Annotated in this window: 17 protein-coding genes; 8 read left to right on the top strand and 9 right to left on the bottom strand. The window is 72.2% G+C overall.

Annotated elements, in window-relative coordinates:
• Positions 1–4: 4 nt before the first annotated feature.
• Positions 5–1,204 carry an ABC transporter substrate-binding protein gene (locus O7553_RS23790; RefSeq protein WP_281551863.1) on the bottom strand — a complete coding sequence of 400 codons (1,200 nt, stop codon included), beginning with the start codon at positions 1,202–1,204 and terminating at the stop codon, positions 5–7.
• Positions 1,205–1,669: 465 nt separating this feature from the next.
• On the opposite strand from O7553_RS23790, the gene O7553_RS23785 reads away from it, so the two are divergent.
• From O7553_RS23785 to O7553_RS23770, 4 genes are all read left to right on the top strand, one after another.
• Positions 1,670–4,888 (top strand): sensor histidine kinase, encoded by a 3,219-nt coding sequence (locus O7553_RS23785; protein ID WP_281551862.1) that lies wholly within the window; start codon positions 1,670–1,672, stop codon positions 4,886–4,888.
• Positions 4,885–5,298 (top strand): roadblock/LC7 domain-containing protein, encoded by a 414-nt coding sequence (locus O7553_RS23780; RefSeq protein WP_123606103.1) that lies wholly within the window; start codon positions 4,885–4,887, stop codon positions 5,296–5,298. Before O7553_RS23785 ends, O7553_RS23780 begins: the two co-directional genes overlap by 4 nt.
• 80 nt (positions 5,299–5,378) lie before the next feature.
• Positions 5,379–5,750, top strand: a complete 372-nt coding sequence (locus tag O7553_RS23775) for a DUF742 domain-containing protein (protein ID WP_123606102.1) — start codon at positions 5,379–5,381, stop codon at positions 5,748–5,750.
• Positions 5,731–6,354, top strand: coding sequence for an ATP/GTP-binding protein (locus O7553_RS23770; protein WP_281551861.1), 624 nt, complete (start codon positions 5,731–5,733; stop codon positions 6,352–6,354). The genes O7553_RS23775 and O7553_RS23770 overlap by 20 nt, the downstream gene beginning before the upstream one ends.
• 91 nt (positions 6,355–6,445) lie before the next feature.
• On the opposite strand, the gene O7553_RS23765 is transcribed toward O7553_RS23770, so the two are convergent.
• Genes O7553_RS23765 through O7553_RS23745 form a run of 5 tightly spaced genes read right to left on the bottom strand, consistent with a single transcriptional unit; the run spans position 6,446 to position 14,082 of the window.
• Complete coding sequence (locus O7553_RS23765) at positions 6,446–7,534, bottom strand: uroporphyrinogen-III synthase (protein ID WP_281551860.1); 1,089 nt, start codon at positions 7,532–7,534, stop codon at positions 6,446–6,448.
• A complete protein-coding gene (gene nirD / locus O7553_RS23760; protein WP_281555728.1) occupies positions 7,534–7,890 on the bottom strand; it encodes a nitrite reductase small subunit NirD in 357 nt (118 codons plus the stop codon). The genes O7553_RS23765 and nirD overlap by 1 nt, the downstream gene beginning before the upstream one ends.
• Before the next feature lie 2 nt (positions 7,891–7,892).
• Positions 7,893–10,484, bottom strand: a complete 2,592-nt coding sequence (gene nirB, locus O7553_RS23755; protein WP_281551859.1) for a nitrite reductase large subunit NirB — start codon at positions 10,482–10,484, stop codon at positions 7,893–7,895.
• Complete coding sequence (locus O7553_RS23750; protein ID WP_281551858.1) at positions 10,481–11,938, bottom strand: FAD-dependent oxidoreductase; 1,458 nt, start codon at positions 11,936–11,938, stop codon at positions 10,481–10,483. The genes nirB and O7553_RS23750 overlap by 4 nt, the downstream gene beginning before the upstream one ends.
• A complete protein-coding gene (locus O7553_RS23745) occupies positions 11,935–14,082 on the bottom strand; it encodes a molybdopterin oxidoreductase family protein (RefSeq protein WP_281551857.1) in 2,148 nt (715 codons plus the stop codon). Before O7553_RS23745 ends, O7553_RS23750 begins: the two co-directional genes overlap by 4 nt.
• A gap of 422 nt (positions 14,083–14,504) precedes the next feature.
• Between O7553_RS23745 and rplM the strand changes: the two genes are divergently transcribed.
• The 3 genes from rplM to glmM all read left to right on the top strand — a co-directional run bounded on the left by rplM (position 14,505) and on the right by glmM (position 17,025).
• Positions 14,505–14,948: a 50S ribosomal protein L13 gene (gene rplM / locus O7553_RS23740; RefSeq protein WP_123606095.1), complete on the top strand. Its 444-nt coding sequence runs from the start codon at positions 14,505–14,507 to the stop codon at positions 14,946–14,948.
• A 20-nt stretch (positions 14,949–14,968) separates the two neighbouring features.
• Positions 14,969–15,451, top strand: coding sequence for a 30S ribosomal protein S9 (gene rpsI, locus O7553_RS23735; RefSeq protein WP_281551856.1), 483 nt, complete (start codon positions 14,969–14,971; stop codon positions 15,449–15,451).
• 209 nt (positions 15,452–15,660) lie between these two features.
• Complete coding sequence (gene glmM / locus O7553_RS23730) at positions 15,661–17,025, top strand: phosphoglucosamine mutase (RefSeq protein WP_281555727.1); 1,365 nt, start codon at positions 15,661–15,663, stop codon at positions 17,023–17,025.
• A 28-nt stretch (positions 17,026–17,053) separates the two neighbouring features.
• Here glmM and O7553_RS23725 read toward each other — a convergent pair whose 3' ends face one another.
• Entirely contained in the window at positions 17,054–18,262 is a 1,209-nt protein-coding gene (locus O7553_RS23725; protein WP_281551855.1) for a pyridoxal phosphate-dependent aminotransferase, read from the bottom strand.
• A 151-nt stretch (positions 18,263–18,413) separates the two neighbouring features.
• Here O7553_RS23725 and glmS point away from each other — a divergent pair, with 151 nt between their 5' ends.
• Positions 18,414–20,354 (top strand): glutamine--fructose-6-phosphate transaminase (isomerizing), encoded by a 1,941-nt coding sequence (glmS, locus tag O7553_RS23720; RefSeq protein WP_281551854.1) that lies wholly within the window; start codon positions 18,414–18,416, stop codon positions 20,352–20,354.
• Here glmS and O7553_RS23715 read toward each other — a convergent pair.
• The gene (locus tag O7553_RS23715) at positions 20,341–21,945 is read right to left on the bottom strand and encodes an alpha/beta hydrolase (protein ID WP_281551853.1); all 1,605 of its coding nucleotides are present in this window, start codon (positions 21,943–21,945) and stop codon (positions 20,341–20,343) included. The two genes, glmS and O7553_RS23715, sit on opposite strands and share 14 nt — an antisense overlap.
• Complete coding sequence (locus O7553_RS23710) at positions 21,942–22,262, bottom strand: hypothetical protein (protein ID WP_281551852.1); 321 nt, start codon at positions 22,260–22,262, stop codon at positions 21,942–21,944. Before O7553_RS23710 ends, O7553_RS23715 begins: the two co-directional genes overlap by 4 nt.
• Between the last annotated feature and the right edge of the window lie 108 nt (positions 22,263–22,370).

Here is a 22,370-nt window from a genome sequence, read left to right as displayed (position 1 = left end):
GTCGTCAGCTGGCCAGTCGCCAGCGGCCACCCCGGGAGACCAGCATGGTCAGTGCCTGGGGCATCAGTCCAGAGTGGTTGTCCGGAGTCATCCGGATCGGCCCGGACAGCCCGTCGAACTGGGTGGTTTCCAGCACCTCACGGATGGCCTCCCGGTCGACGTCGCCGTCGCCGGTCGACCTGGCCACCGCGTCGGCGATCAGCTGGACCGCGTCGGCCGCGAACGAAGAGAACCCGTAGTAGCTGCCGAACCTGGCCGTGTAGTCGCGGAACCACTGCTTGCGGGCTGCCTTCGCCGGGGTGTTGGCGATCACGTCGTCGATCACCATGGTCTGGGTGAAGACCAGATTGACGCCCTTGGTGCCGGTGGCCGAGCCACCGGACAGGAACAGGTCCCCGGCAGCGGCGGCGTCGAAGAACAGGGGGCCCGGGTAGTCGGCCTGCGCGGCGCTGTCCGCCGCCAGCGCCGCCTGCTCGGCCGAGGTCCAGACCAGCAGCGCGCCCGGATTCTCGCCGGTCACCGGCTGCGCCAGGGTGGCGACGGCCTGGCTCACGTCGGTGTCCGTGGTACGCACCTGCTCGGTGCCGACCAGGTTGATACCAAGCTTGTCCAGTTCGGCGGTGATCACCCGCAGACCGTCCCGGCCGTACTCGTCGTCGGTGTGCAGCAGACTGGCCCGCCTGATGTTGCGGCGGCGCAGCTCGTTGGCGACTGCGGCGGCGCTGTCCGCCGCGTTTGGGCCGAGCTTGAACAGATAGCGACGCTCAGTGACCGGGGTGGCGACCGCGGTGGCCGGGGCCAGCGAGATCGTCGGCACCCGCTTGTCGTTGATCGTCCGGGCGGCGCCGACCGCGCAGTCACTGCAACTGCCCATGACGATCGCGGTCACCGCGGAGTCGCCGGTGAAGTCGCCGATGTTGCGCAGCGACTCGCTCGGGTCGGAACGGTTGTCCCGGACGTCCAGCCGGATCGTCCGGTTGCCCAGCAGACCCGATTCGTTGATCTGCTCGACCTTCAGCTCGAGGGCTCGTTGGAAGCCCTTGCCGACGGTCGCGGCGGCACCGGACAGTTCCAGGTCGGCGGCGATGACGATCTCGCCGCCGTCCTCGGCGGCCGAGTCGCTGGCGAACTGGCAGCCGGTGAGCGAAGAGGCCAGCAATGTGGATGCGAGCGCCGTGAGTAGGGCGGAACGGGTGGGCCTCAAGTCAGTCCTCCAGGTACGCGGCGGATGCGCACCCGGTCGGTGGGCGGCGGCGCGGCTGAGCACGTCCTCAGTAGAAGTCGCGCCGGCGGCATGCCGTACGGTGTGCGCGGAGCCTGCAAACTTGGGAAACCATGCCAATGGGCGGCGTTCTGGTCAAGCGCGCCGGTCGGGGCGTTTCCGGGACTGTCGTCCCACATGTTGGCAACGAGTACATGTTGCGAGCGTTGACTTTGGCGGGACAACTGACGGTGGAAGTTCTATCCGCGCTGATCAGGGCGGTGTGATGAAGATACTCTCCGGTAGTACTAGGGTGATTACAGGTCGTCCGACCGATTCCTGCCCCACTGAGGCTTCCCAAGCGGGTCCACTTCTGATGAAATCGCGGCCGTGCCGCATGCGGCGCTCACCGCTGCAGCAGGCATCGGTCGGCAGTCCGCGTGTGGAGATAGCGACGGAGGCGATGTCGTGAGGACCGGACCGACGACCCTGCCCGACAACGGCCCGCGGAAGCGCCGCGCGCCATTGCGTTGGGTGCCGCGACTGAGGGATGCGCGGATCAGGTCCAAACTGGCCCTGATCCTGGTCGTTCCGCTGGCCGCGGTCGCCGCTCTGGCCACGGTACGGCTGGTCGACGTGGGACAGGGCGCAATCGACGCACGGATGGTGCGGTCGATGGCCGAACTCTCCGTCGACGTCTCGGCCCTGGCTCAGGACGTCCACAAGGAGCGGATGGCTGCGGTGACCTTCCTCGCCGCCCGCGACGCCGACGCCGAGGCCTACAACATCAGGGTGCGCAGCACCGACGAGCGGATCGCGGCGTACGCCGCCGAACGCGACCGGGTCGGGAACGTGCCGGAGGCGGTCGAGCGGCAGCTGGTCGCCATCGACGACCACCTGGACACCTTGAACGCCACCCGTCAGGAGGTGCTCGACCGGCGGCAGATGCCGGTGCCGGAGGCGGTGCTGCGGTACGGCGTCATCCTGTCTGACCTGGCCTCCTACGGTGAGGTGCTCGGTCAGGTCTCCGGCGACGGCGAGGTGCCGGACAGTCTGCGTGCCGTCTCCGCCTTCGCCCGGGCCAAGCTGGCCACGGCCGAGGAGGAGGCGATCGTCTTCGCGGCGCTGTCCACCGGCCGGCTGGACGAGGAGCAGTTCTCGTCGTACCTGGCGACGTTGACCAGCCAGCAGGAGGCTCTGCTGTCGTTCTCGCTGGCTGCGTCGCCGTGGGAGCAGGAGCTGGTCGACAGCAGCGTCACCGGTGACGCCGTCTTCCTAGCCGACCGGGTCGCCACCGAGATCACCCGCTCGGTCGGCCAGCGGGCTCCGCTGAGCGCGGCGGAGGCCGCCCGGGCCATGGGCGCGGTCAACGACCTGATGCGGTGGGCAGAGATCCAGCTGGAGAGCCGGCTGCTCGAACGGGCCACCCAGGTCAGCACCAACGTCACCCGGCAGGCGATCATCGAGTCGATCGCGGTCCTGATCGCCCTGGTGCTGGCAATCGCCCTCGCGGTGGTCCTGGCCCGCTCGTTGAACGACTCGCTGCGACGGCTGCGGGAAGGCGCCATGTCGGTGGCCAGCCGGGACCTGCCGGAGGCGGTGGCCAAGCTCCGCGACGTCAACGACCTCAACGACCGGGGTCCGGAGGAGATTGTCCGCAACCTACGTGACCCGATCCGCCTGCCCAACCGCGACGAGGTCGGCCAGGTCGGACAGGCGTTCAACGTGGTGCACCGGGAGGCGGTCCGGATCGCGGCCGAGCAGGCGGCACTGCGGGCGAGCGTGTCGGCGATGTTCCTCTCCCTGGCCCGTCGGAGCCAGACGCTGGTCGACCGGATGATCGGCGAGCTTGACGCGATCGAGCGCGGCGAGGAGGACCCGAAGCGGCTCGCCCAGCTGTTCCAGCTCGACCACCTCGCCACCCGGATGCGCCGCAACGACGAGAACCTGCTGGTCCTGGCCGGTGCCGACTCGACGGCGCCACGCCGCGAGGACGCGTTGCTGGTTGACGCGATGCGGGCCGCGCAGTCCGAGGTCGAGCTCTACAACCGGATCGAGTTCGGCACCGTCGACACCGACATCCTGATCTCCGCGCATGCGGTCAACGACGTGGTACGTCTCGTCGCCGAGTTGCTCGACAACGCGACCCGGTTCTCGCCGCCGACCACGACTGTCGTCGCCGACGCTCGGCGGCTGCGCGACTACGTGCTGGTCCAGGTGGAGGACCGCGGCCTGGGTCTGTCCGAGGAGCAGTTGGACAATCTCAACCGCAGGCTCGCCGAGTCGTCCGCGGTCGACGTCTCAGCCTTCCGGCTGATGGGTCTCGCCGTGGTCAGCCGGCTGGCCGGCCGGTACGGCATCCGGGTCGAGCTGCGGCCCAACCCGGAGGGCGGCACCATCGCCCAGGCCACGCTGCCGAGCAGCATCCTGGTACTGCCGCAGCGCACCCGGGAGCCGGTGGTGACGCGGGGACGCCCGGCCATGGCGGCCGAGCCGATCTCCGCCGCGCCCACGTCGGGCGGGACCTGGTCGCCGATCTCGAGTCCGCCGGCTGCGGCGCCCGGCCGTACGGCGACCCTCACCGACCAGTGGCAGAACGCCCGGTCGTCACAGTGGAACGCGGTGGCCGGTGCTCCTACCGCCGCCTTCCCGGTGACCACCGGTGGGCAGTCGACGCCGGTCTCCGCCGCCCCGATCTCAGCGTCGCCGATGTCCGGCTCTCCGATGTCCGGCTCTCCGATGTCCGGGCCGCCAGCGGCTCCGGCCGTCGGCCCGGCCGCGCCGACGTACAACCCGGGGCTGCCGGCGTACCGTCCGGCGGCATCCGCCGCCCCGCCCGCCGCGGCACCGCCGGTGGCCAACGTCGGTACGCCGACGGTGGCCTACCCGACGGTGCGACCGACGGGCACCGTCGGCTACCCGGACCAGTCGGTCATCCCGGCCACCATGCACCCGATGGCGCCGGCGGTACGCACCGGCGGCCAGCTGCCGCATGGCCCGATGGCTGGCGGCTCCGCCGGCGGCGGAGCGCCCGCAGCGGCCGCCAAGCCCGGTGCCCGGCCCGAGGACGCCGCCGAGATGCCCATCTTCCGGGAGATGGAGGCGGTCTGGTTCCGGTCACACGGCTCGGCCGAGACCACCGTCCTGCCGCTGCCGACCGCCGGTCGTCCGCCTGCTGCCGGTGCGCCCGCACCGGCGTACCCGCCGGCACCCGCTCCGACCAGGACACCGCTGCCGGCCCGCAACCCGGGACAGTCGACTCCACAGCCGACGGCGTACTCTGCCCCGGTGCAGCCGAACGCCGCACCACCACCCCCGGCCGCGCCACCGGCGCCCGCACCGTCCACTCCGGCCGGCGCGGCGACGTCGGCGCTGGGTGCCATCCCCCGGCAACGGACGGGCGACTCCGGCAGTTGGCGTACCGCCGCTGACGAGGGCTGGGCCCGGGCCAGCCAGGCAGCTGAGCCGGCGACCGCCGGCACCACCCGCTCTGGTCTGCCGAAGCGCCAGCCCCAGGCACAGCTGGTGCCGGGTGGCGTGGAGGCAAAGCAGGGCCGCGAGCCGACCCGGCGGACCCCGGACGAGGTCCGTGGCCTGCTGTCGGCATATCACCGTGGCGTGCAACGCGGCCGGACCGTCGGCAGCGAGCAGTACCGCGCCACCTCAACCAAGGAGACCAGCGAATGAACAGGCCAGCAGCTATTCAGGACATGGGTTGGCTGCTCAGCAACTTTGCCGACAGCGTGGCGGGGATCGCCCACGTCGTGGCTGTCTCGGCAGACGGACTGCTGCTCGCCTCCTCGCGTGACCTGCCGGCGGACCGGGCCGACCAGTTGGCGGCGATCACCTCCGGTGTGGTCAGCCTCACTGACGGGGCGTCGCGGATGTTCAGCGCGGGCGGGGTGCTGCAGACGGTGATCGAGATGGACAGCGGGTACCTGTTCCTGATGTCCATCAGTGACGGATCGTCGATGGCGGTGCTCGCCGCCCGTAGCTGCGACGTCGGTCAGGTCGGGTACGAGATGGCATTGCTGGTCGAGCGGGTCGGAGCCGCGCTGGTCCCGGCACCACGGGAGGCCGTGGGCGGCCGACCCTGATCCGAGGCTGAAGTTCCGCAGCGACACAAGGGACCGTCACCGATGACGTGCCAGCAGACCCACGAGGAGGTGACCGCTCAATGGGCCAACCACGACAGGACCCGCGCGGAGCGCTGGTCCGTCCCTATGCGGTCACCCGCGGGCGTACCGAGCCACGGCAGCACATCGCGCTGGAAGCGGTGCTGGTGGCCTCGGCGGCAGCGGTCACCGAGTCTCGTTTCGCCGGGCACGACAAGCATCGAATCGCAACGATCTGCGACAACCGTGCCCAGTCACTGGCGGAGATCGCCGCGTACACCCGGCTTCCACTGGGCGTCGCACGGGTCCTCGTCGCCGACATGGTCGCCGACGGCCTGCTGGCGTTGCACAGCACCGCTCCGACCGAAACAGAGGGCTACGAGGAGCGGATGGAACTTCTTGAGAGGGTGCTAAGTGGACTTCGCAGGCTATGACCGTCCCGGTTTCCGCCAGGACAAGGGGATCACCTCGGCGAAGATCGTCATCGCCGGTGGATTCGGGGTCGGCAAGACCACCATGGTCGGCGCGGTCTCCGAGATCACGCCGCTGACCACCGAGGCGCTGATGACCTCGGCCGGTGTCGGCATCGACGATCCGTCAAAGGTCCCCGGCAAGGAGACCACCACGGTGGCGATGGACTTCGGCCGGATCACCATGGCCGACGACCTGATCCTCTACCTGTTCGGCACACCCGGACAGACCCGGTTCTGGTTCATGTGGGACGAGATCATCCGCGGTGCGGTCGGTGCCGCGGTCCTGGTGGACACCCGCCGGATCACCGACGCCTTCGCCCCGCTGGACTACTTCGAGAACCGGCAGCTGCCGTACCTCGTGGCGTTGAACTGCTTCGACGGCGCGGCACAGTACGAGCCGGAGGAGGTGCGGGAGGCGCTGGCCATCGCGCCGCACGTGCCGCTGGTGATGTGCGACGCCCGCAGCCGGGACTCGACGAAGAATGTCTTGGTCAATGTCGTCGAACACGCCATGGCGACGCTGCGCGCCGAGCACGGCCGGGGGTATCCGACCCCGGTCGGCTGACCTGTACGGCAACGGCCGGCGGCGCAGCGCGCCGCCGGCCGGCACGGCCTCCGCCGGTCGGCAGTTTCCGCTGTCGGCCGGCTCGGCTGCCTCAGTCGATCGGCAGCCGATAGCCGCGTTTGACCACGGTCTGGACCACCCCGGGCGCGCCCAGCCCGGCCCGGAGCCGGGCCACCGCCATCTCGACGGCGTGCTCGTCGGCACCTCGGGGCAGGGTGCGCAGCAGCGCGGCCCGGGACAGCACCCGTCCCGGGGTCTGCGCCAACGCACGCAGCACCGCCATCGGCGCCGGCGCCAACGGACGCAGCTCACCGTCGATGACTGCGGCGTGTCCGCGCAGGGTGAGCAGGTGTCCGCCGACCTTCAGGTTGACCGCCCGGCGGGGCAGTTCGTCGACGATCGTCCGGACCAGCGCCCCGAGCCGGGCGCGAGCCGGTGCGGTCACCGGCACTCCGTGCCGGCGCAGCGGCGCCGCGGTGACCGGCCCGACGCAGGCGGCCAGCACGTCGGTCCGCATCGCCTCGAGCACCGCGTCGGCGTTTGGCCCGGCGGCGCGCAGCAGCGCTCCGACCGCTGGCGCGGAGGTGAAGGTGACCGCGTCGACGAGCCGGCTGGCGACCAGATCGACCAGCCGGTGCAGCGGTGCCGGGTCGGACGGTGGTGCCCACCGGTACACCGGCACCTCGATCACGGTGGCGCCGGCCGCCTCGAGCGCCGCCGAACACTCCGGTTGCCGTTCCCCGTGTAGCTGCATCGCGATCACCTGACCGGCCACGCCGCGGGCCCGCAGATGGTCGGTCACTTCGTCACAGCTCTCCGACGCGGGCGACCACTGGTCGTGCAGGCCGGCGGCGCGGATCGCGCCCCGGGCCTTGGGACCGCGGGCCACGATGTAGGCGCCGCCGAGCACCGCCCGCAGCGGCTCGGCCAAGCCCCACCCTTCCGCGGCCTCCAGCCAGCCACGCATGCCGATGCCGGTGTTGGCGATCAGCACGTCCGGCGGACTGTCCAGGCAGGCCCGGGTGGACGCGCGCAGCTCGGTGTCGTCGGCGAGTGGCACGATCCGCAGCGCCGGGGCGAGCACCACCCGGGCACCCCGCCGCTCCAGCAACGCGGCCAACTCGTCGCGCCGCCGGTCGGCGGTAACCCCGATGGTGAACCCGGACAGCTCGTCGGACATCACTGGTCCTGCCGCCGGCCGAGCACCTCGATCAGCCCGTCCCGACAGCGCACCCGGTAGGTCGGCACGGCGACGCCCGGCAGGTCCAGACACTCGCCGGTACGCAGGTCGTAAACCTGCTTGTGCAGTGGTGACGCCACGGTCGGGAGGTCCCCTCGGGTGCCGACGATGCCCCGGGACATGACGTGGGCACCGGCCACCGGGTCCTGGTTGCCGATCGCGTACAACGTCCCGTCGTAGGTCCGGAAGACTGCCACCTGCTCGCCGTCGACCAGTGCGGCCACGCCCCGCTCCGGCTCCACTCGGGAGTAGGGGCACACCGGTGTCCATCGGGCGGTGACGTTGACTGTCTGCACACTCATCGGCGTACCTCCAGGGTTGTCGGGAGACCGAGCGCGACGGGCCGGCGCTCGCCCAGGGCCGGCACCGGCTGGCCCCGCTCGACCTCGAAGGTGATCGACGGGTCCGGGGTGTCGGGCGCGTTGACGAAGGAGGCGAAGCGGCCCAGCCGCTCCGGGTCGTCGATCGTGTCCCGCCACTCGTCCGAGTAGGACTCGACGTGCCGGGCCATCGCCTCGTCCAGCTCGGCCGCCAGCCCGAGCGAGTCGTCGACGATCACCGATCGCAGGTGGTCCAGGCCGCCGTCCATGGCCTCGATCCAGGCTGCGGTGCGTTGCAGCCGGTCGGCGGTGCGGATGTAGAACATCAGGAACCGGTCGATGGTGCGGACGAGGTCGTCGGTGGACAGATCGCTGGCGAACAGGTCGGCGTGCCGGGGCCGGAAACCGCCGTTGCCGCCGACGTAGAGGTTCCAGCCGACGTCGGTCGCGATGATGCCGAAGTCCTTGCTGCGGGCCTCGGCGCACTCCCGGGCGCAGCCGGAGACCGCAGACTTGATCTTGTGGGGGGCACGCAGACCCCGGTAACGCAGCTCCAGGGCGACCGCCAGGCCGACCGAGTCCTGCACCCCGTAGCGGCACCAGGTGGAGCCGACACAGGACTTCACCGTCCGCAGCGCCTTGCCGTAGGCGTGGCCGGACTCGAAGCCGGCGTCGACCAGCCGCCGCCAGATCTTCGGCAACTGCTCCACCCGGGCGCCGAACAGGTCGATCCGCTGCCCGCCGGTGATCTTGGTGTAGAGGTTGAAGTCCCGGGCGACCTCGCCGATGACGATCAGCTTCTCCGGGGTGATCTCCCCACCGGGGATCCGCGGCACCACCGAGTAGGTACCGTCGCGCTGGATGTTGGCCAGGAAGTGGTCGTTGGTGTCCTGCAGGGTGGCCTGTTCGCCGTCGAGCACGTAGCCGTTGCCCAGCGAGGCGAGGATCGAGGCGACCACCGGCTTGCAGATGTCGCAGCCCCGCCCCCGCCCGTGTTCGGCGACCAGCTGGGAGAAGGTCCGGATGCCGCGTACCCGGACGATGTCGAACAGCTCCTGGCGGCTGTGGTCGAAGTGTTCGCACAGTGCGGTCGACTGGGCCACCCCGGCGACGGACAGCAACTGCTTGAGCATCGGTACGCAGGACCCGCAGCTGGTGCCGGCCCGGGTGCACGCCTTGATCCCGGCGACGTCGGTGCAACCGTCGCCGATCGCGCCGAGGATCTGATCCTTGGTGACCGCGTTGCAGGAGCAGACCTGGGCGCTGCCGGGCAGCGCGTCGATGCCGGCGCCGCCAGCGGCCCCGTCGGAGCCGGCCGGGGCGAGCAGCGCCAGCGGCGGGCCCGGCAGCGGCCCGCCGACGCTGGCCCGCAGCGTCGGGTACGCCGTCGCGTCGCCGACCAGCACCCCGCCGAGCAGGGTCCGCGCGTCGTCGGAGAGCACCAGCTTGGCGTAGACGCGGGTGGCCGGGTCGGTGAAGGTGACGTCCAGGCAGTCGGGGGTGGCACCGTGCGCGTCGCCGAACGACGCCACGTCCACCCCGAGCAGTTTGAGCTTCGTGGAGGTGTCCGCGCCGGGGAAGGCGGCGGTGCCGCCGAGCAGCCGGTCGGCGACCACCTCGGCCATCGCGTAGCCGGGGGCGACCAGGCCGTAGCAGCGGCCCGGTTCGCCGTCGACGCTGACCGCGGCGCATTCACCGACCGCCCAGATGTGCGGGTCGCTGGTCCGGCAGGTGGCGTCGACGGTCACCCCGCCGCGTTCGCCGACGGCCAGCCCGGCGGCGCGGGCCAGGTCGTCGCGGGGCCGGATGCCGGCGGCCACCACCACCAGGTCGGACCGCAGTTCGGTGCCGTCGGTGAGGGCCACGCCGTGCGGCGTACCGTCCGGTCCGGTGCGGATCGCCGACGTCGCGGTCCCCAGGTGTACCTCGACGCCGAGGTCCTCGACGTAGCGGCGCAGCATCGCCCCGCCGGCCTCGTCGATCTGGACCGGCATCAGCCGGGGCGCGAACTCCACCACGTGGGTACGCAGACCGAGCAGCCGCAGTGCGTTGGCGGCCTCCAGGCCGAGCAGTCCGCCGCCGATCACCGTGCCGACCCGCCGGCCGGCGGCCGGATCGGTGGCGAAGTCGCGGATGGCGACCAGGTCGTCCAGCGTGCGGTAGACGAACACCCCGTCGCGCAGGCCGCCGACGGTCCCGCCACCGGTACCGGGGTCGGCAGGTCGGTGGGCGCCGTCGATCGGCGGGACGAACGGGTACGAGCCGGTGGCCAGCACCAGCGCGTCGTAGCCGTACTCGCGGTGGTCGGTGACGACCACCCGGCGGTCCCGGTCGATGCGCCGGGCCGGCTCGGCCAGCCGCAGGTCCACCCCGTCGTCCGGGGTGTGCACGCTCAACTCGTCCGGCCCGACACCGTCGAAGAAGGCCGACAACCGGACCCGGTCGTACGCCGGCCGCGACTCCTCGGCGAGCACCGTGACCTGCCATCCACCGTCGGTGTCCCGGGACCGGACCGCTTCGACCAGGCGCTGCCCGACCATGCCGTTGCCGATGACGACCAACCGGTTCATGCTGGTACCTCCACGTCGGAATCCACAGATGAGAGCCAGTCGACGATGCCGGTGACCGCGTCGGTGCAGCTGCCGCAGCCGGTGGTGGCCCGGGTGGCGGCGACCATCTCGGCGACCGACCGGGCCCCGGCGCGCCAGCAGCGGACCAGCGCTCCCTTGCTGACCGTGTTGCACTGGCAGACGGTCGCCGCGTCCGGCATCAGGGCCGGGCTGGTCGCCGGGGCCGCGACGGTGCCGCCGACCGCCCGGCCGAGCAGCAGCGCCCGCCGGTCGGTCGGCACCGGACCACCCCGGTCGAACAGCTGGATGACGGTGCCGACGGCCGGGTTGTCGCCGAGCATGATCGCCCCGGTCAGCCGGTCGTCGCGGATCAGCAGCCGCGCGTACGTGCCCCGGGCCGGGTCGGCGAAGCTGAGCTCCTCGGTCTGCCCGTCGGCGCCCGGCCGGGTGTCGCCCATCGCGGCGAGGTCGATGCCGGCGGCCTTGAGCCGGGTCACCGTCGGCAGTGGCCGGTAGCGGGCACCCGGGTCGTCGCCGGCCAGCACCCGGGCCAGCACCCGGGCCTGTTCCCAGGCGGGGGCGACCAGCCCGGTGACGACGCCGTCGTGTTCGGCGCAGTCCCCGATCGCCCAGATCCGTGGGTCGCTGGTGGCCATCCGGTCGTCGACCATCACACCGCGCCCGACCCGTAGCCCGGCCCGGCGGGCCAGGTCGGTGTCCGGCCGGACCCCGCAGGCCAGCACCAGCAGGTCGGCGTCCAGCTCCCGGCCGTCGCCGAGCCGCAGCCGTACCCCGTCGGTGGTGGCGGTGACCGACTCGGCGGCGGCGGCCAGCTCGGTGCCGACGCCGAGGCCGGCCAGGGTACGGGCGAGCACCGCGCTGGCGGTGGCGTCGAGTTGGCGCTCCATCAGCTGACCGACCTTGTGTACCACCCGTACGTCCAGTCCACGTGCGGCGAGCCCACGGGCGGCCTCCAGGCCGAGCAGGCCGCCGCCGAGCACCAGCGCGGTGCGGGCACCGGCTGCGGCGGCGAGGATCCGCCGGCAGTCGTCCAGGGTCCGGAACAGCGCGACGCGCTCCGGCAGCCCTGCCGGGCTGTCGGCACCGGTCAGGCCGGGCAGGTCGGGGACCACAGCCCGGCTGCCGGTGGCGAGCACCAGGTGGTCGTACTCGGTGGCGGTGCCGTCGGCGGTGCGCACCGTCCGGGTGGCCGGCTCGATCGCGGTCACCGCCAACCCGGCCCGCACGTCGATGCCGTGCCCGGCGGCCTCGGTGAGCGTCACGTCCAGCTCGTCGGCCCGGCCGGCGAGCAGGTTCGACAGCATGATCCGGTTGTACGCCCGGTGCCGCTCCGCCCCGTACACGGTGATCTTGTAATCCCCACGCCGGGCGTGCAGCTCGGCGGTGAGCCGGGCACCGGCCATGCCGTGGCCGACGATGACGATACGGTTCACGCTCGCTCCACCCTGACCGCACAGATCTTGAACTCGGGCATCCGGGACGTCGGGTCCAACGCGTCGTTGGTCACCGAGTTGATCCGCCCCGCGCCGCCCCAGTGGAACGGGGCGAACACGGTGTCCGGGCGGATCGACTCGGTCAGTCGGGCCGGGGCGCGCATCTCGCCGCGCCGGCTGGTCACCCGGACCGGCTCGCCGTCGGCGACGCCGAGCCGGGCGGCCAGGTCCGGGTGCAGCTCCACGAAGGCCTCCGGCGCGGCGCCGCGCAGCGGCGCGATCCGGCGGGTCTGTGCACCTGACTGGTACTGGGCCAGCACCCGGCCGGTGGTCAGGTAGAGCGGATAGTCGGCGCAGACCTCCTCGGCGGCGGCCCGGTGCTCCACCGGCACGAACCGGGCCCGCCCGTCCGGGGTGGCGAACCGTTCGGTGAACATCCGCGGGGTGTCCGGTCGGTCCGGGTCCGGGCAGGGCCAGAAGACCCCGTCGGAGGCGTCGATCCGCTCCCAGCTGACCCCGGCGTAGTCGGCGACGCCACCGGCCGAGGCCCGGCGCAGTTCGGTGAAGACCTCGGCGGGGTCGGCCGGGAACTGCCCGGCCGGGCAGCCGAGCCGCTGCGCGAGGTCGGCCAGGACGGCCAGGTCGGTGCGGGCACCGGGCGGGGGTGGCCGCAGCGCGTGCCGGCGTAGCACCCGTCCCTCCAGGTTGGTCATCGTGCCGTCCTCTTCGGCCCACTGGGCGGTGGGCAGTACCACGTCGGCCATCGCCGCCGTCTCGGACAGCACGAAGTCGGCGACGACCAGCAGGTCCAGATCGGCCAGTCGGCGCTGGACCCGGCCGGCGCGGGGTGCGGATACCACCGGGTTGGAGCCGAAGACCAGCAACGCCTTCGGCCCGGCCGGGGTGCCGAGCGCGTCCAGCAGTTCGTACGCGGAAACCCCCGGCCCGGGCAGGTCCGCCGGGTCGACGCCCCACACCCCGGCCACGTGCGCCCGCGCCGCCGGGTCGTCGATGCGTCGGTAGCCGGGCAGCTGGTCGGCCTTCTGGCCGTGCTCCCGGCCGCCCTGACCGTTGCCCTGGCCGGTCAGGCAGCCGTAACCGGAGCCGGTCCGGCCGGGCAACCCGAGGGCGAGCGCCAGGTTGACGTAGGCGCTGACCGTGTCGACTCCCTTGGCGTGCTGTTCGGCGCCGCGCGCGGTGAGGATGACGACCTTGGCGGGCGGGGCGTCGGTCGCGCGGCGGTCGCCGCCGGCCAGAGCGCGCGCCGCCGCCTCCAGATCGGCGATCGGCACGCCGGTGATCCGTTCCACCCGGGCCGGCCAGTAGCCGGCGACGGTGGCCCGGACAGCGTCGAAGCCGGTGGTCCGCTCGGCGACGTAGGTGTGGTCCACCCAGCCCTCCCGCACCGCGACGTGCAGCAGCGCGTTGGCCACCGCGAGGTCGGTGCCGGGGGTGGGTTGCAGGTGCAGGTCGGCCAGGCGGGCGGTGGCCGTGCGGCGCGGGTCGATCACGATCAGCGTGCCGCCGCGCTGTTTCATCTCGGTCAGGTAGCGGGCGAACGGCGGCATCGTCTCGGCCACGTTCGCGCCGACCAGCAGCAGGGTGTCGGCGGTGCCGACGTCGGCCATCGGGAACGGCAGGCCACGGTCGACGCCGAAGGCCCGGATCCCGGCGGCGGCCGCCGAGGACATGCAGAATCGGCCGTTGTAGTCGATGTTGCGGGTGCGCAGCGCGACCCGGGCGAACTTGCCCAGCGCGTACGCCTTCTCGTTGGTGAGGCCGCCGCCGCCGAACATCGCGGCCGCGTCGCGGCCGTGCCGTTGCTGGATCCGCCGGACACCGTCGACGATCCGGGTCAGGGCCTCGTCCCAGCTGGCCGGCCGCAGTTCGGTGCCGGGTCGGTCGCGGACCAGCGGGGTGGTCAGCCGCTGCGGGTGGTCGAGCAGTTCCGCAGCGGTCCAGCCCTTTTGACAGAGCCCGCCCTGGTTGGTGGGAAACTGCCGGGGCAGCACCTGCACACCGCCGTCGGTCGTGGCACGCAGTCGCATCCCGCACTGCAGTGCGCAGTACGGGCAGTGGGTGGCCACGGTCCGGTCGGCGGATTCGCCGGTCGGACCGATGGTCAACTGCACGCTGCCTGGCATGTGCGAAGCGTGCCGGGGGGCGATTTCGCCGCGACGTCCCGATTGTTTCCAGCCTGCTAAGAGCAGCTCACACGGGCTGTTGTCAGAGGGTTAGCCGGCCCACTTGGTGGGACCTCCGGCGTACCGGTGCCGACCAGCCGTTTTGACCGGCGTGCCGGGCAGCGGGTATCGTCGCCTGCTGTTGTGCGACAATCGAGGGGCGTCCCTCGCCAGACCCGTCACCGTCTCAGGTCACCGTCCGTGGATGCAGCTCACCGTCTGCGGGAGGCCCCGTCCGATGGTGCCAGGTCAGCCGGGGTATGCTTGTCGTTCGCGCGCGCGTTCTCTGCCAGGTCGCCCCGGTTCCGGGTCGCCCCGACGGCCCGCGCGTTACCTGACGACCGACGCGCGACCCCAGACCGACGACGAGACAAGGTAGACCTGTGCGTACGTACAGCCCGAAGCCGGGTGAGATCGAGCGTCAGTGGCATGTGATCGACGCCTCTGACGTCGTGCTGGGCCGCCTGGCCACCCACGCCGCCACGCTGCTGCGCGGCAAGCACAAGCCGACTTTCGCGCCGCATGTCGACACCGGTGACTTCGTCATCGTCGTCAACGCCGGCAAGGTGGCGTTGACCGGCAACAAGCGGCACACCAAGGTGGCCTACCGGCACTCCGGTTACCCCGGCGGGCTGAAGCAGGTCGGCTACGACGAGCTGCTGGCCAAGCGCCCCGAGCGGGCGATCGAGCTGGCCGTCAAGGGCATGCTCCCGCACAACAAGCTCGGTGCCAAGCTGATCCGCAAGCTCAAGGTCTACGCCGGCGCCGAGCACCCGCACGGTGCTCAGCAGCCGGTGCCGTTCGAGATCAAGCAGATCGCGCAGTGAGCGCGGGCGAAGGAACCAGCATGACCGACACCACCGAGGCCAGCCCGGTCGCCGTTGCCGACATCGAGCCGGCCCCCGCCGTGACGCCCGCGCCAGTGGTGCGTACGCCGCGCGGCGAGCGCCCGATCCAGACCGTCGGGCGGCGCAAGGAAGCCATCGTCCGGGTGCGGATCGTCCCCGGCTCCGGCAAGATCACCTGCAACGGTCGCGAGCTCGAGGAGTACTTCCCGAGCAAGGTGCACCAGCAGTTGATCCGGGAGCCGCTGGTGACGGCTGAGAAGGCCGAGGCGTTCGACGTGATCGCCAACCTGCGCGGCGGCGGCATCACCGGCCAGGCCGGTGCGCTGCGGCTGGGCATCGCACGGGCGCTGTGCGCCAACGACGGCGACGACCGCCCGGCGCTGAAGAAGGCAGGTTTCCTCACCCGCGACGACCGGGTCAAGGAAAGCAAGAAGTACGGCCTGAAGAAGGCCCGCAAGGCCCCGCAGTACTCGAAGCGCTAGTCCGACACGGCTGAACGGGCGGCCGGGACACCTCCTTCGTGGGGTTTCTCGGCCGTCCGTGCTTTTTTGTCTAGTTGATGCGGATTCTTTCGTTCATCGGCAGTATCTTCATCGGTTGCCGGCTCGCTCGCCATCGCAGCGGGGGGATCCATACCCCCGACGGGGAGGCGGAGCGGCACCGTTAGCGGGACCATCGGAGGATGACTGGTATGGCGCGGCTGTTCGGCACCGATGGCGTACGCGGGCGGGCCAACGCCGATCTCACCCCGGAGTTGGCGCTGGCGGTCGCGGTGGCCGCCGCGCACACCCTGGCCGAGCGGGATCCGAGCCGCCAGCCGCTGGCCGTGGTCGGCCGCGATCCACGGGCCAGCGGCGAGATGCTGGAGGCCGCCGTGGTGGCCGGGCTGACCAGCGCCGGCGCGAACGTGCTACGGGTCGGCGTGTTGCCGACCCCCGGCGTCGCGTTCCTGGTCGGCGAGACCAAGGCCGACTTCGGGGTGATGCTCTCCGCGTCGCACAACCCGATGCCGGACAACGGCATCAAGCTGTTCGCCGCCGGTGGGCACAAACTGCCGGACGACCTCGAGATGAAGATCGAGGCCGCGATCGGCGCGGCGATCGAGGGCGACGGGTCCACCGGCCGACGGCGGCCCACCGGGGCCGGTATCGGTCGGGTGAGTGATCTGCTGGACGGGGCCGAGCACTACGTCGGTCATCTGGTCGGCACGGTCAACCACCGGCTCGACGGGCTGCGGGTGGTGGTCGACTGCGCCAACGGCGCGGCGGCCGAGGTCGGCCCGGTCGCCTACCGGGAGGCCGGCGCGGAGGTCATCGCGATCAACGCCGAGCCGAACGGGCTCAACATCAACGACGGTTGCGGGTCGACCCACCTCGACGTGGTCCGGGCCGCCGTCCTCGAACACGGCGCCGACCTGGGGCTGGCCCACGATGGCGACGCCGACCGGTGCCTGGCGGTGACCGCCGACGGTACCGAGGTGGACGGCGACGAGATCATGGCGATCCTGGCGCTGGCCATGCGCGACGCTGGCACGTTGACCGCCGACACCCTGGTGGCCACGGTGATGAGCAACCTCGGTCTGCGGCTGGCCATGTCCCGGGAGGGCATCAAGCTGGTCGAGACCAAGGTCGGCGACCGGTACGTGCTGGAGGAGCTGCGGGCCAGCGGGCTTGCACTGGGCGGCGAGCAGAGTGGGCACATCGTGATGCCCAGCTACGCCACCACCGGGGACGGGGTGCTCACCGGACTACAGCTGATGTCCCGGATGGCGGCCACCGGATCTTCGTTGGCCGGCCTGGCGGCCGCCGTCACCAAGCTGCCCCAGGTGCTGGTCAACGTACCGGTCGGCGACCGGGCCGCCGGCGCCGGCGACCCGGCGGTACGGGCGGCTGCCGAGCGGGCCGAGGCCGAGCTGGGCGGCACCGGTCGGGTGCTGCTGCGACCGTCCGGCACCGAGCCGCTGGTCCGGGTGATGGTCGAGGCGGCGACGGTGGAGACTGCCCGTTCGGTCGCCGAGCGGATCGCCGCAGCCGTCCGAGCAGCCAGCCCGGCCTGACTCCGCCCCGGTCCGCCGGCCCGCCTGATCAGCCAGCCGGTCGCAGGCCGGCCAGTCGTCGGCTCGCTTCGGCGAGGAGCTCGGGACGTTTGCAGAAGGCGAACCGCACCAGCAGCCGGCCGGCGTCCGGCTCGTCGTAGAACACCTGGGTCGGTACGGCGACCACTCCGCAGCGTTCCGGTAGGGACAGGCAGAATTCGATTCCGTCGGTGTCGCCCAGTGCGCTGATGTCGGCGGTGGCGAAGTAGGTGCCCTCCGGCACCAGCACCCGGAATCCGGCCTCGGACAGCCCGGCCACCAGTTGGTCGCGCTGCGCCTGCAGGTTCTGCCGAAGCCCGGTGAAGTAGCTGTCCGGCAGGTCCAGCGCCACCGCGACGGCCGGCTGCAGCGGCCCGCCGTTGACGTAGGTGAGGAACTGCTTGACCCGTGCGATGGCGGTGACCAACGCGGCCGGCCCACTGACCCAGCCGATCTTCCAGCCCGTACAGGAAAAGGTCTTGCCGGCCGACGAGATGCGCAGCGTCCGGTCTCGCATCCCGGGCAGGGTGGCGAGCGGGACGTGCGGGGTGTCGGCGTCGGTGAAGACGAGGTGCTCGTACACCTCGTCGGTGACCGCCCAGATGTCGTGCTCCCGACAGATCGCGGCGATCGCGGTGAGCTCGGCGACGGTGAAGACCTTGCCGGTCGGGTTGTGCGGGGAGTTGAGCAGCACCAGGCGGGTACGCGGCCCGACTGCGGCGCGCAGTGCGCCGGGGTCGAAGGCGTACCGGCCGTCCCCGTCGGGACGCAGGGTGACCGGCCGGCGGACCGCCCCGGCGAGCGCGATCGCGGCCGCGTACGAGTCGTAGTAGGGCTCGAAGCAGATGACTTCGTCGCCCGGCTCGCACAGCGCGAGGATTGCGGCGGTGATTGCCTCGGTCGCGCCGGCGGTGACCAGAACCTCGGTCTCCGGGTCGTAGTCGAGATCCCAGAAGCGTTGCTGGTTGCGGGCGACGGCGGTGCGCAGTGCCGGAATGCCAGGACCGGGTGGGTACTGGTTGTGGCCGTTGCGCAGCGCCTCGGTGGCGGCGGTCAGCATCACGGTGGGCCCGTCGGTGTCCGGGAAACCCTGGCCGAGGTTGACCGCGCCGGTGCGGACGGCAAGAGCGGACATCTCGGCGAAAATCGTCGTGCCGAACGGGCGCATGCGGCGGACCAGGGGGTCGATGTCGGCGGGGGCGCCGGGGGAGGTGACCACCTCGCCACTTTATGCGGTCCATCGAAACAGATGACGGCACCCATACCTTGCGCCCATAAGGCGGGTTTGGTCGGTTACTGCTCAGCGTGCTTGATCGATTGCTAGGGTTATGCGCACCGCTGATGAGCGATCGTGGGTTAGGCTACGACCCATGTGTGGAATCGTGGGGTACGTCGGCACGCGGCCGGCGCTGGGCATCGTGCTGGACGGGCTCCGGCGGCTTGAATACCGGGGCTACGACTCGGCCGGCGTTGCGATCGTCTGCGACGACGAGCTGCGTACCGAGAAGCGGGCCGGGAAACTCGCCAACCTGGAGAAGGCGCTCGGCGACGAGCGGTTCGGCACCACCACGGCCGGTGACACCACGCCGGTCGACCGCTCCGGCTGCCCGGCCCCGGTCGGCATCGGTGACGGCACCGCCGGCATCGGCCACACCCGGTGGGCCACCCACGGCGGACCGACCGACCGCAACGCCCACCCGCATGTGTCCCGGGACGGCCGGGTCGCGGTGATCCACAACGGGATCATCGAGAACTTCGCCAAGCTGGTCGCCGAGCTCGAAGCCGACGGGGTCGAGTTCGTCAGCGACACCGATACCGAATGCGCTGCCCACCTGCTCGCCGCCGCGCTGGCCGACCTGCGGGCCGCCGGCGAGCCGGAGGGGCCGCGGCTGCTGGCCGCCGCGATGCGTCGGGTGTGTCAACGCCTCGAAGGCGCGTTCACCCTGCTCGCGGTCGACGCCAGCATCCCGGACGCGGTGGTCGGAGCGCGGCGCAACTCCCCGCTGGTGGTCGGTCGCGGCCCAGGCGAGCACTACCTGGCCAGCGACGTCTCCGCGTTCATCGAGCACACCCGCGACGCCGTCGAGCTCGGTCAGGACCAGGTCGTCCTGATCACCCCGGACAGCATCGAGATCACCGACTTCTCCGGCGCGCCGGCGCTCGGCCGCGACTTCCACATCGACTGGGACGCCTCCGCCGCCGAGAAGGGCGGCTACGACTACTTCATGCTCAAGGAGATCGCCGAGCAGCCGCAGGCGGTCGCCGACACGCTGCTCGGCCGGCTCACCGAGACCGGCGAGATCATGCTGGACGAGGTCCGCCTCACCGACCAGGACCTGCGCGACGCCGACAAGATCTTCATCGTCGCCTGCGGTACGGCGTACCACTCCGGCATGGTCGCCAAGTACGCCATCGAACACTGGACCCGGATCCCGTGCGAGGTGGAGCTGGCCAGCGAGTTCCGCTACCGGGACCCGGTGCTGGACCGGTCCACCCTGGTGGTGGCGATCTCCCAGTCCGGCGAGACGATGGACACCCTGATGGCGCTGCGCCACGCCAAGGAGCAGAAGGCCCGGGTGCTGGCGATCTGCAACACCAACGGTTCCACCATTCCACGCGAGTCCGACGCGGTGCTCTACACCCACAGCGGCCCGGAGATCGCGGTCGCCTCCACCAAGGCGTTCCTCACCCAGTTGGTGGCCTGCTACCTGATCGGACTGCACCTGGCCCAGGTGCGCGGCATCAAGTACGCCGACGAGGTGGCCGCCGTGGTCAGCCAGCTGCAGGAGATGCCGGACAAGCTGCGGCAGGTGCTGGACTCGATGGAGCCGGTCCGCCAGCTCGCCCGGGACCTCGCCACCGCCAACCAGGTGCTGTTCATCGGCCGGCACGTCGGCTACCCGGTCGCCCTCGAGGGCGCGCTCAAGCTCAAGGAGCTCGCCTACATGCACGCCGAGGGCTTCGCCGCCGGCGAGCTCAAGCACGGCCCGATCGCGCTGATCGACCAGGGCACCCCGGTGGTCTGTGTGGTCCCCTCACCGGCCGGCCGGGGCATGCTGCACGACAAGATCGTGTCAAACATTCAGGAGGTACGGGCCCGGGGTGCCCGGACCGTGGTGATCGCCGAGGAGGGGGACACCGCCGTGGCGCCGTACGCCGACGACCTGATCTACGTACCGCGCACCCCGACGCTGCTGGCCCCGCTGCTGACCACGGTGCCGCTGCAGGTGCTCGCCTGCGAGATCGCCGCCGCCCGGGGGCACGACGTCGACCAGCCCCGGAACCTGGCGAAGTCGGTCACCGTGGAGTGACCGCCACGCCCGTGCCGGGCCGGCTGCCAGCCGGGTGGTCGGCGCCGAGCACGATCCGGGCCATCGAGTCCAACGCCGGATTGTCCCCGGCCCAGTAGCCCAGATGCCCGGACGCGTCACCGGTGAAGACCCGGGCGCCGAAGTCCTCGCCGCTCGGGTCCTCGCCGTGCCACAGCCGGTCGCCCGGCCACAGCTGCGGCCAGGTCGCCCGGCGGATGACATCGTTGTCTGCGGTGGTGGCCCACACCCGGTCGGCCGGCACCGCCAACTCGTCCACCCGGTCCACCCCCACCCCGGGCGAACCGACGAAGATCAGGTCGTCGGCGGCCAGGCCGGGTGCCCGCGCCGCCGTACCCACCACCAGCGAGCCGTAGCTGTGGCCGAGCACCGTCAGCCCGCCCGGGTCGCCGACGCGGTTGACGTCCAGACCATCCTGGAACCGGCGCAGGTCGGCGGCCCCGGCCCGCGCCGGGGCGGTGCTGGCCGCCTCGTCGACGAACGCCGGTGCCGCGTAGTCCAGCCACAACACGGCGGCGGTCGACTCCTGTGGAGCCAACTGCTGACAACGTTGCAGCACCTGCTCGGTGCGGGCCAACTCGCCGCCGACCCGGTCGAGACCGCTGCCCATCCCCGGGACGTGGGTCAGCACGCGTCGGGCCTGATCGGGATCGCCCAGCGCGAGGATCACCCGGCCGGTCGAGGCGGGAGCCGACGGATCACCCGGCCGGCCGGCGCCGCCGTCCAGCGCCAGCAGGTAGGCCCGAGGGCCGGACGCGGACGTGAGCCGGTCGTCGACCGTGTCCAGGCCGTCGATCAGCCGGTCCAGCCGGCGCAACCGCGGCACCGCCGTCGGGTCCGTGCTGTCCAGCAGCGCCGCCCGTTCGGCCAGCAACGCCGCCCGCTGCCGACCCAGCAGCAGCCGGTTCGCCTGGTCCCGAGCAACCGCCGGCAGACCGTCCCACCGGCCGACCCGGGCCGGCTCGTGCCGGATCAGCCAGCGTCGCTGCGCATCGTCCAGCCCGGCCCACCAGGCCCGCACCGCAGCCGGCGCGGCCGACGGCGGTGGGCGCGTCGCCGGCGGCCGCGCCGGCCAGCCCTGGCTGGCGGCGGTGGCGGCCGCGTCGAGCCGGCGGGCCGCGTCGACGTCCGCCTCGGTGGCCAGGGCAAGCGCGTCGGCGACGCCGGCGGCTACCCGGCGGGCACCGGCCAGGGTCGGCCCGTCCGGGCGGGTCACCGCCGGGTCCACGCCGACCCGGCCGTCCCGGTCGATCGACAGACCGAGCACCCCCGCCGTGGCGACCCAGTCGGCGAGCACCGCCTTGGCCCGGGCCAGCTGCTCGGCGTACCGGCTGAGGATCTGGTCGACGACGCACAGCGCCGGGCCGACGGCGTCTAGCCGGTCACCCAGGCCGGCCAACCGGGTGTCGGCGGCGGTCGCCGCCGGCCCGGACCAGCCGGCGCGCAGTGCCCCGGCCGCCCCGGCCACCTCGGCGGCCCGCCGTTCGACCGCTGGTTGCCGGCGCCGCCAGCCGTACGCGGCCTGTTGCCAGGCCGCCGGGTCGGCCCGCCACAGCTGCCGGTACGTGATCATTTGGCCAGCCGGTGGACCGCCCGCCAGTCGGCGGCGTCGTACTCATCGGCGGCCCTGGCCAGCGCCTGCCCGGTGGCGGCCGCGTCCGCGCCGGCCCGGCTCACCTGCCGGTGCACTGCGGCCTCCACCGTGACCAGCAGGTCGGCCGCTGCCCAGCCCGGTGCGGCGACGGTCAGCTCCGGCTGGCCGGCCAGCCCGTGCGCCAGCCGGTAGGCCAGCCCGGTCAACCGGTCGGCGGCGTCGTGCAGCACGGCCGGCCGCACCCGCAGCGGCCCGCCGCCGGCCGGGCCCACGTCGTTGCCGGGCAGTTCACCCATGTCGCCTCCGTTCACCCATGTCGGCTCCGGTCACCGTGTCGCCTCCGTCGGCATGCGTCGATGGGCAGACGCTATCCGGAACCGACAGCGTGGCGGGGGACCCTGTGG

Origin of the sequence: Solwaraspora sp. WMMA2059 (assembly GCF_027497315.1) — a bacterium.
GTDB lineage: Bacteria > Actinomycetota > Actinomycetes > Mycobacteriales > Micromonosporaceae > Micromonospora_E.
The sequence above is the reverse complement of the archived record's forward strand: the minus strand, read 5'-3'. Positions and strand labels throughout refer to the sequence as shown.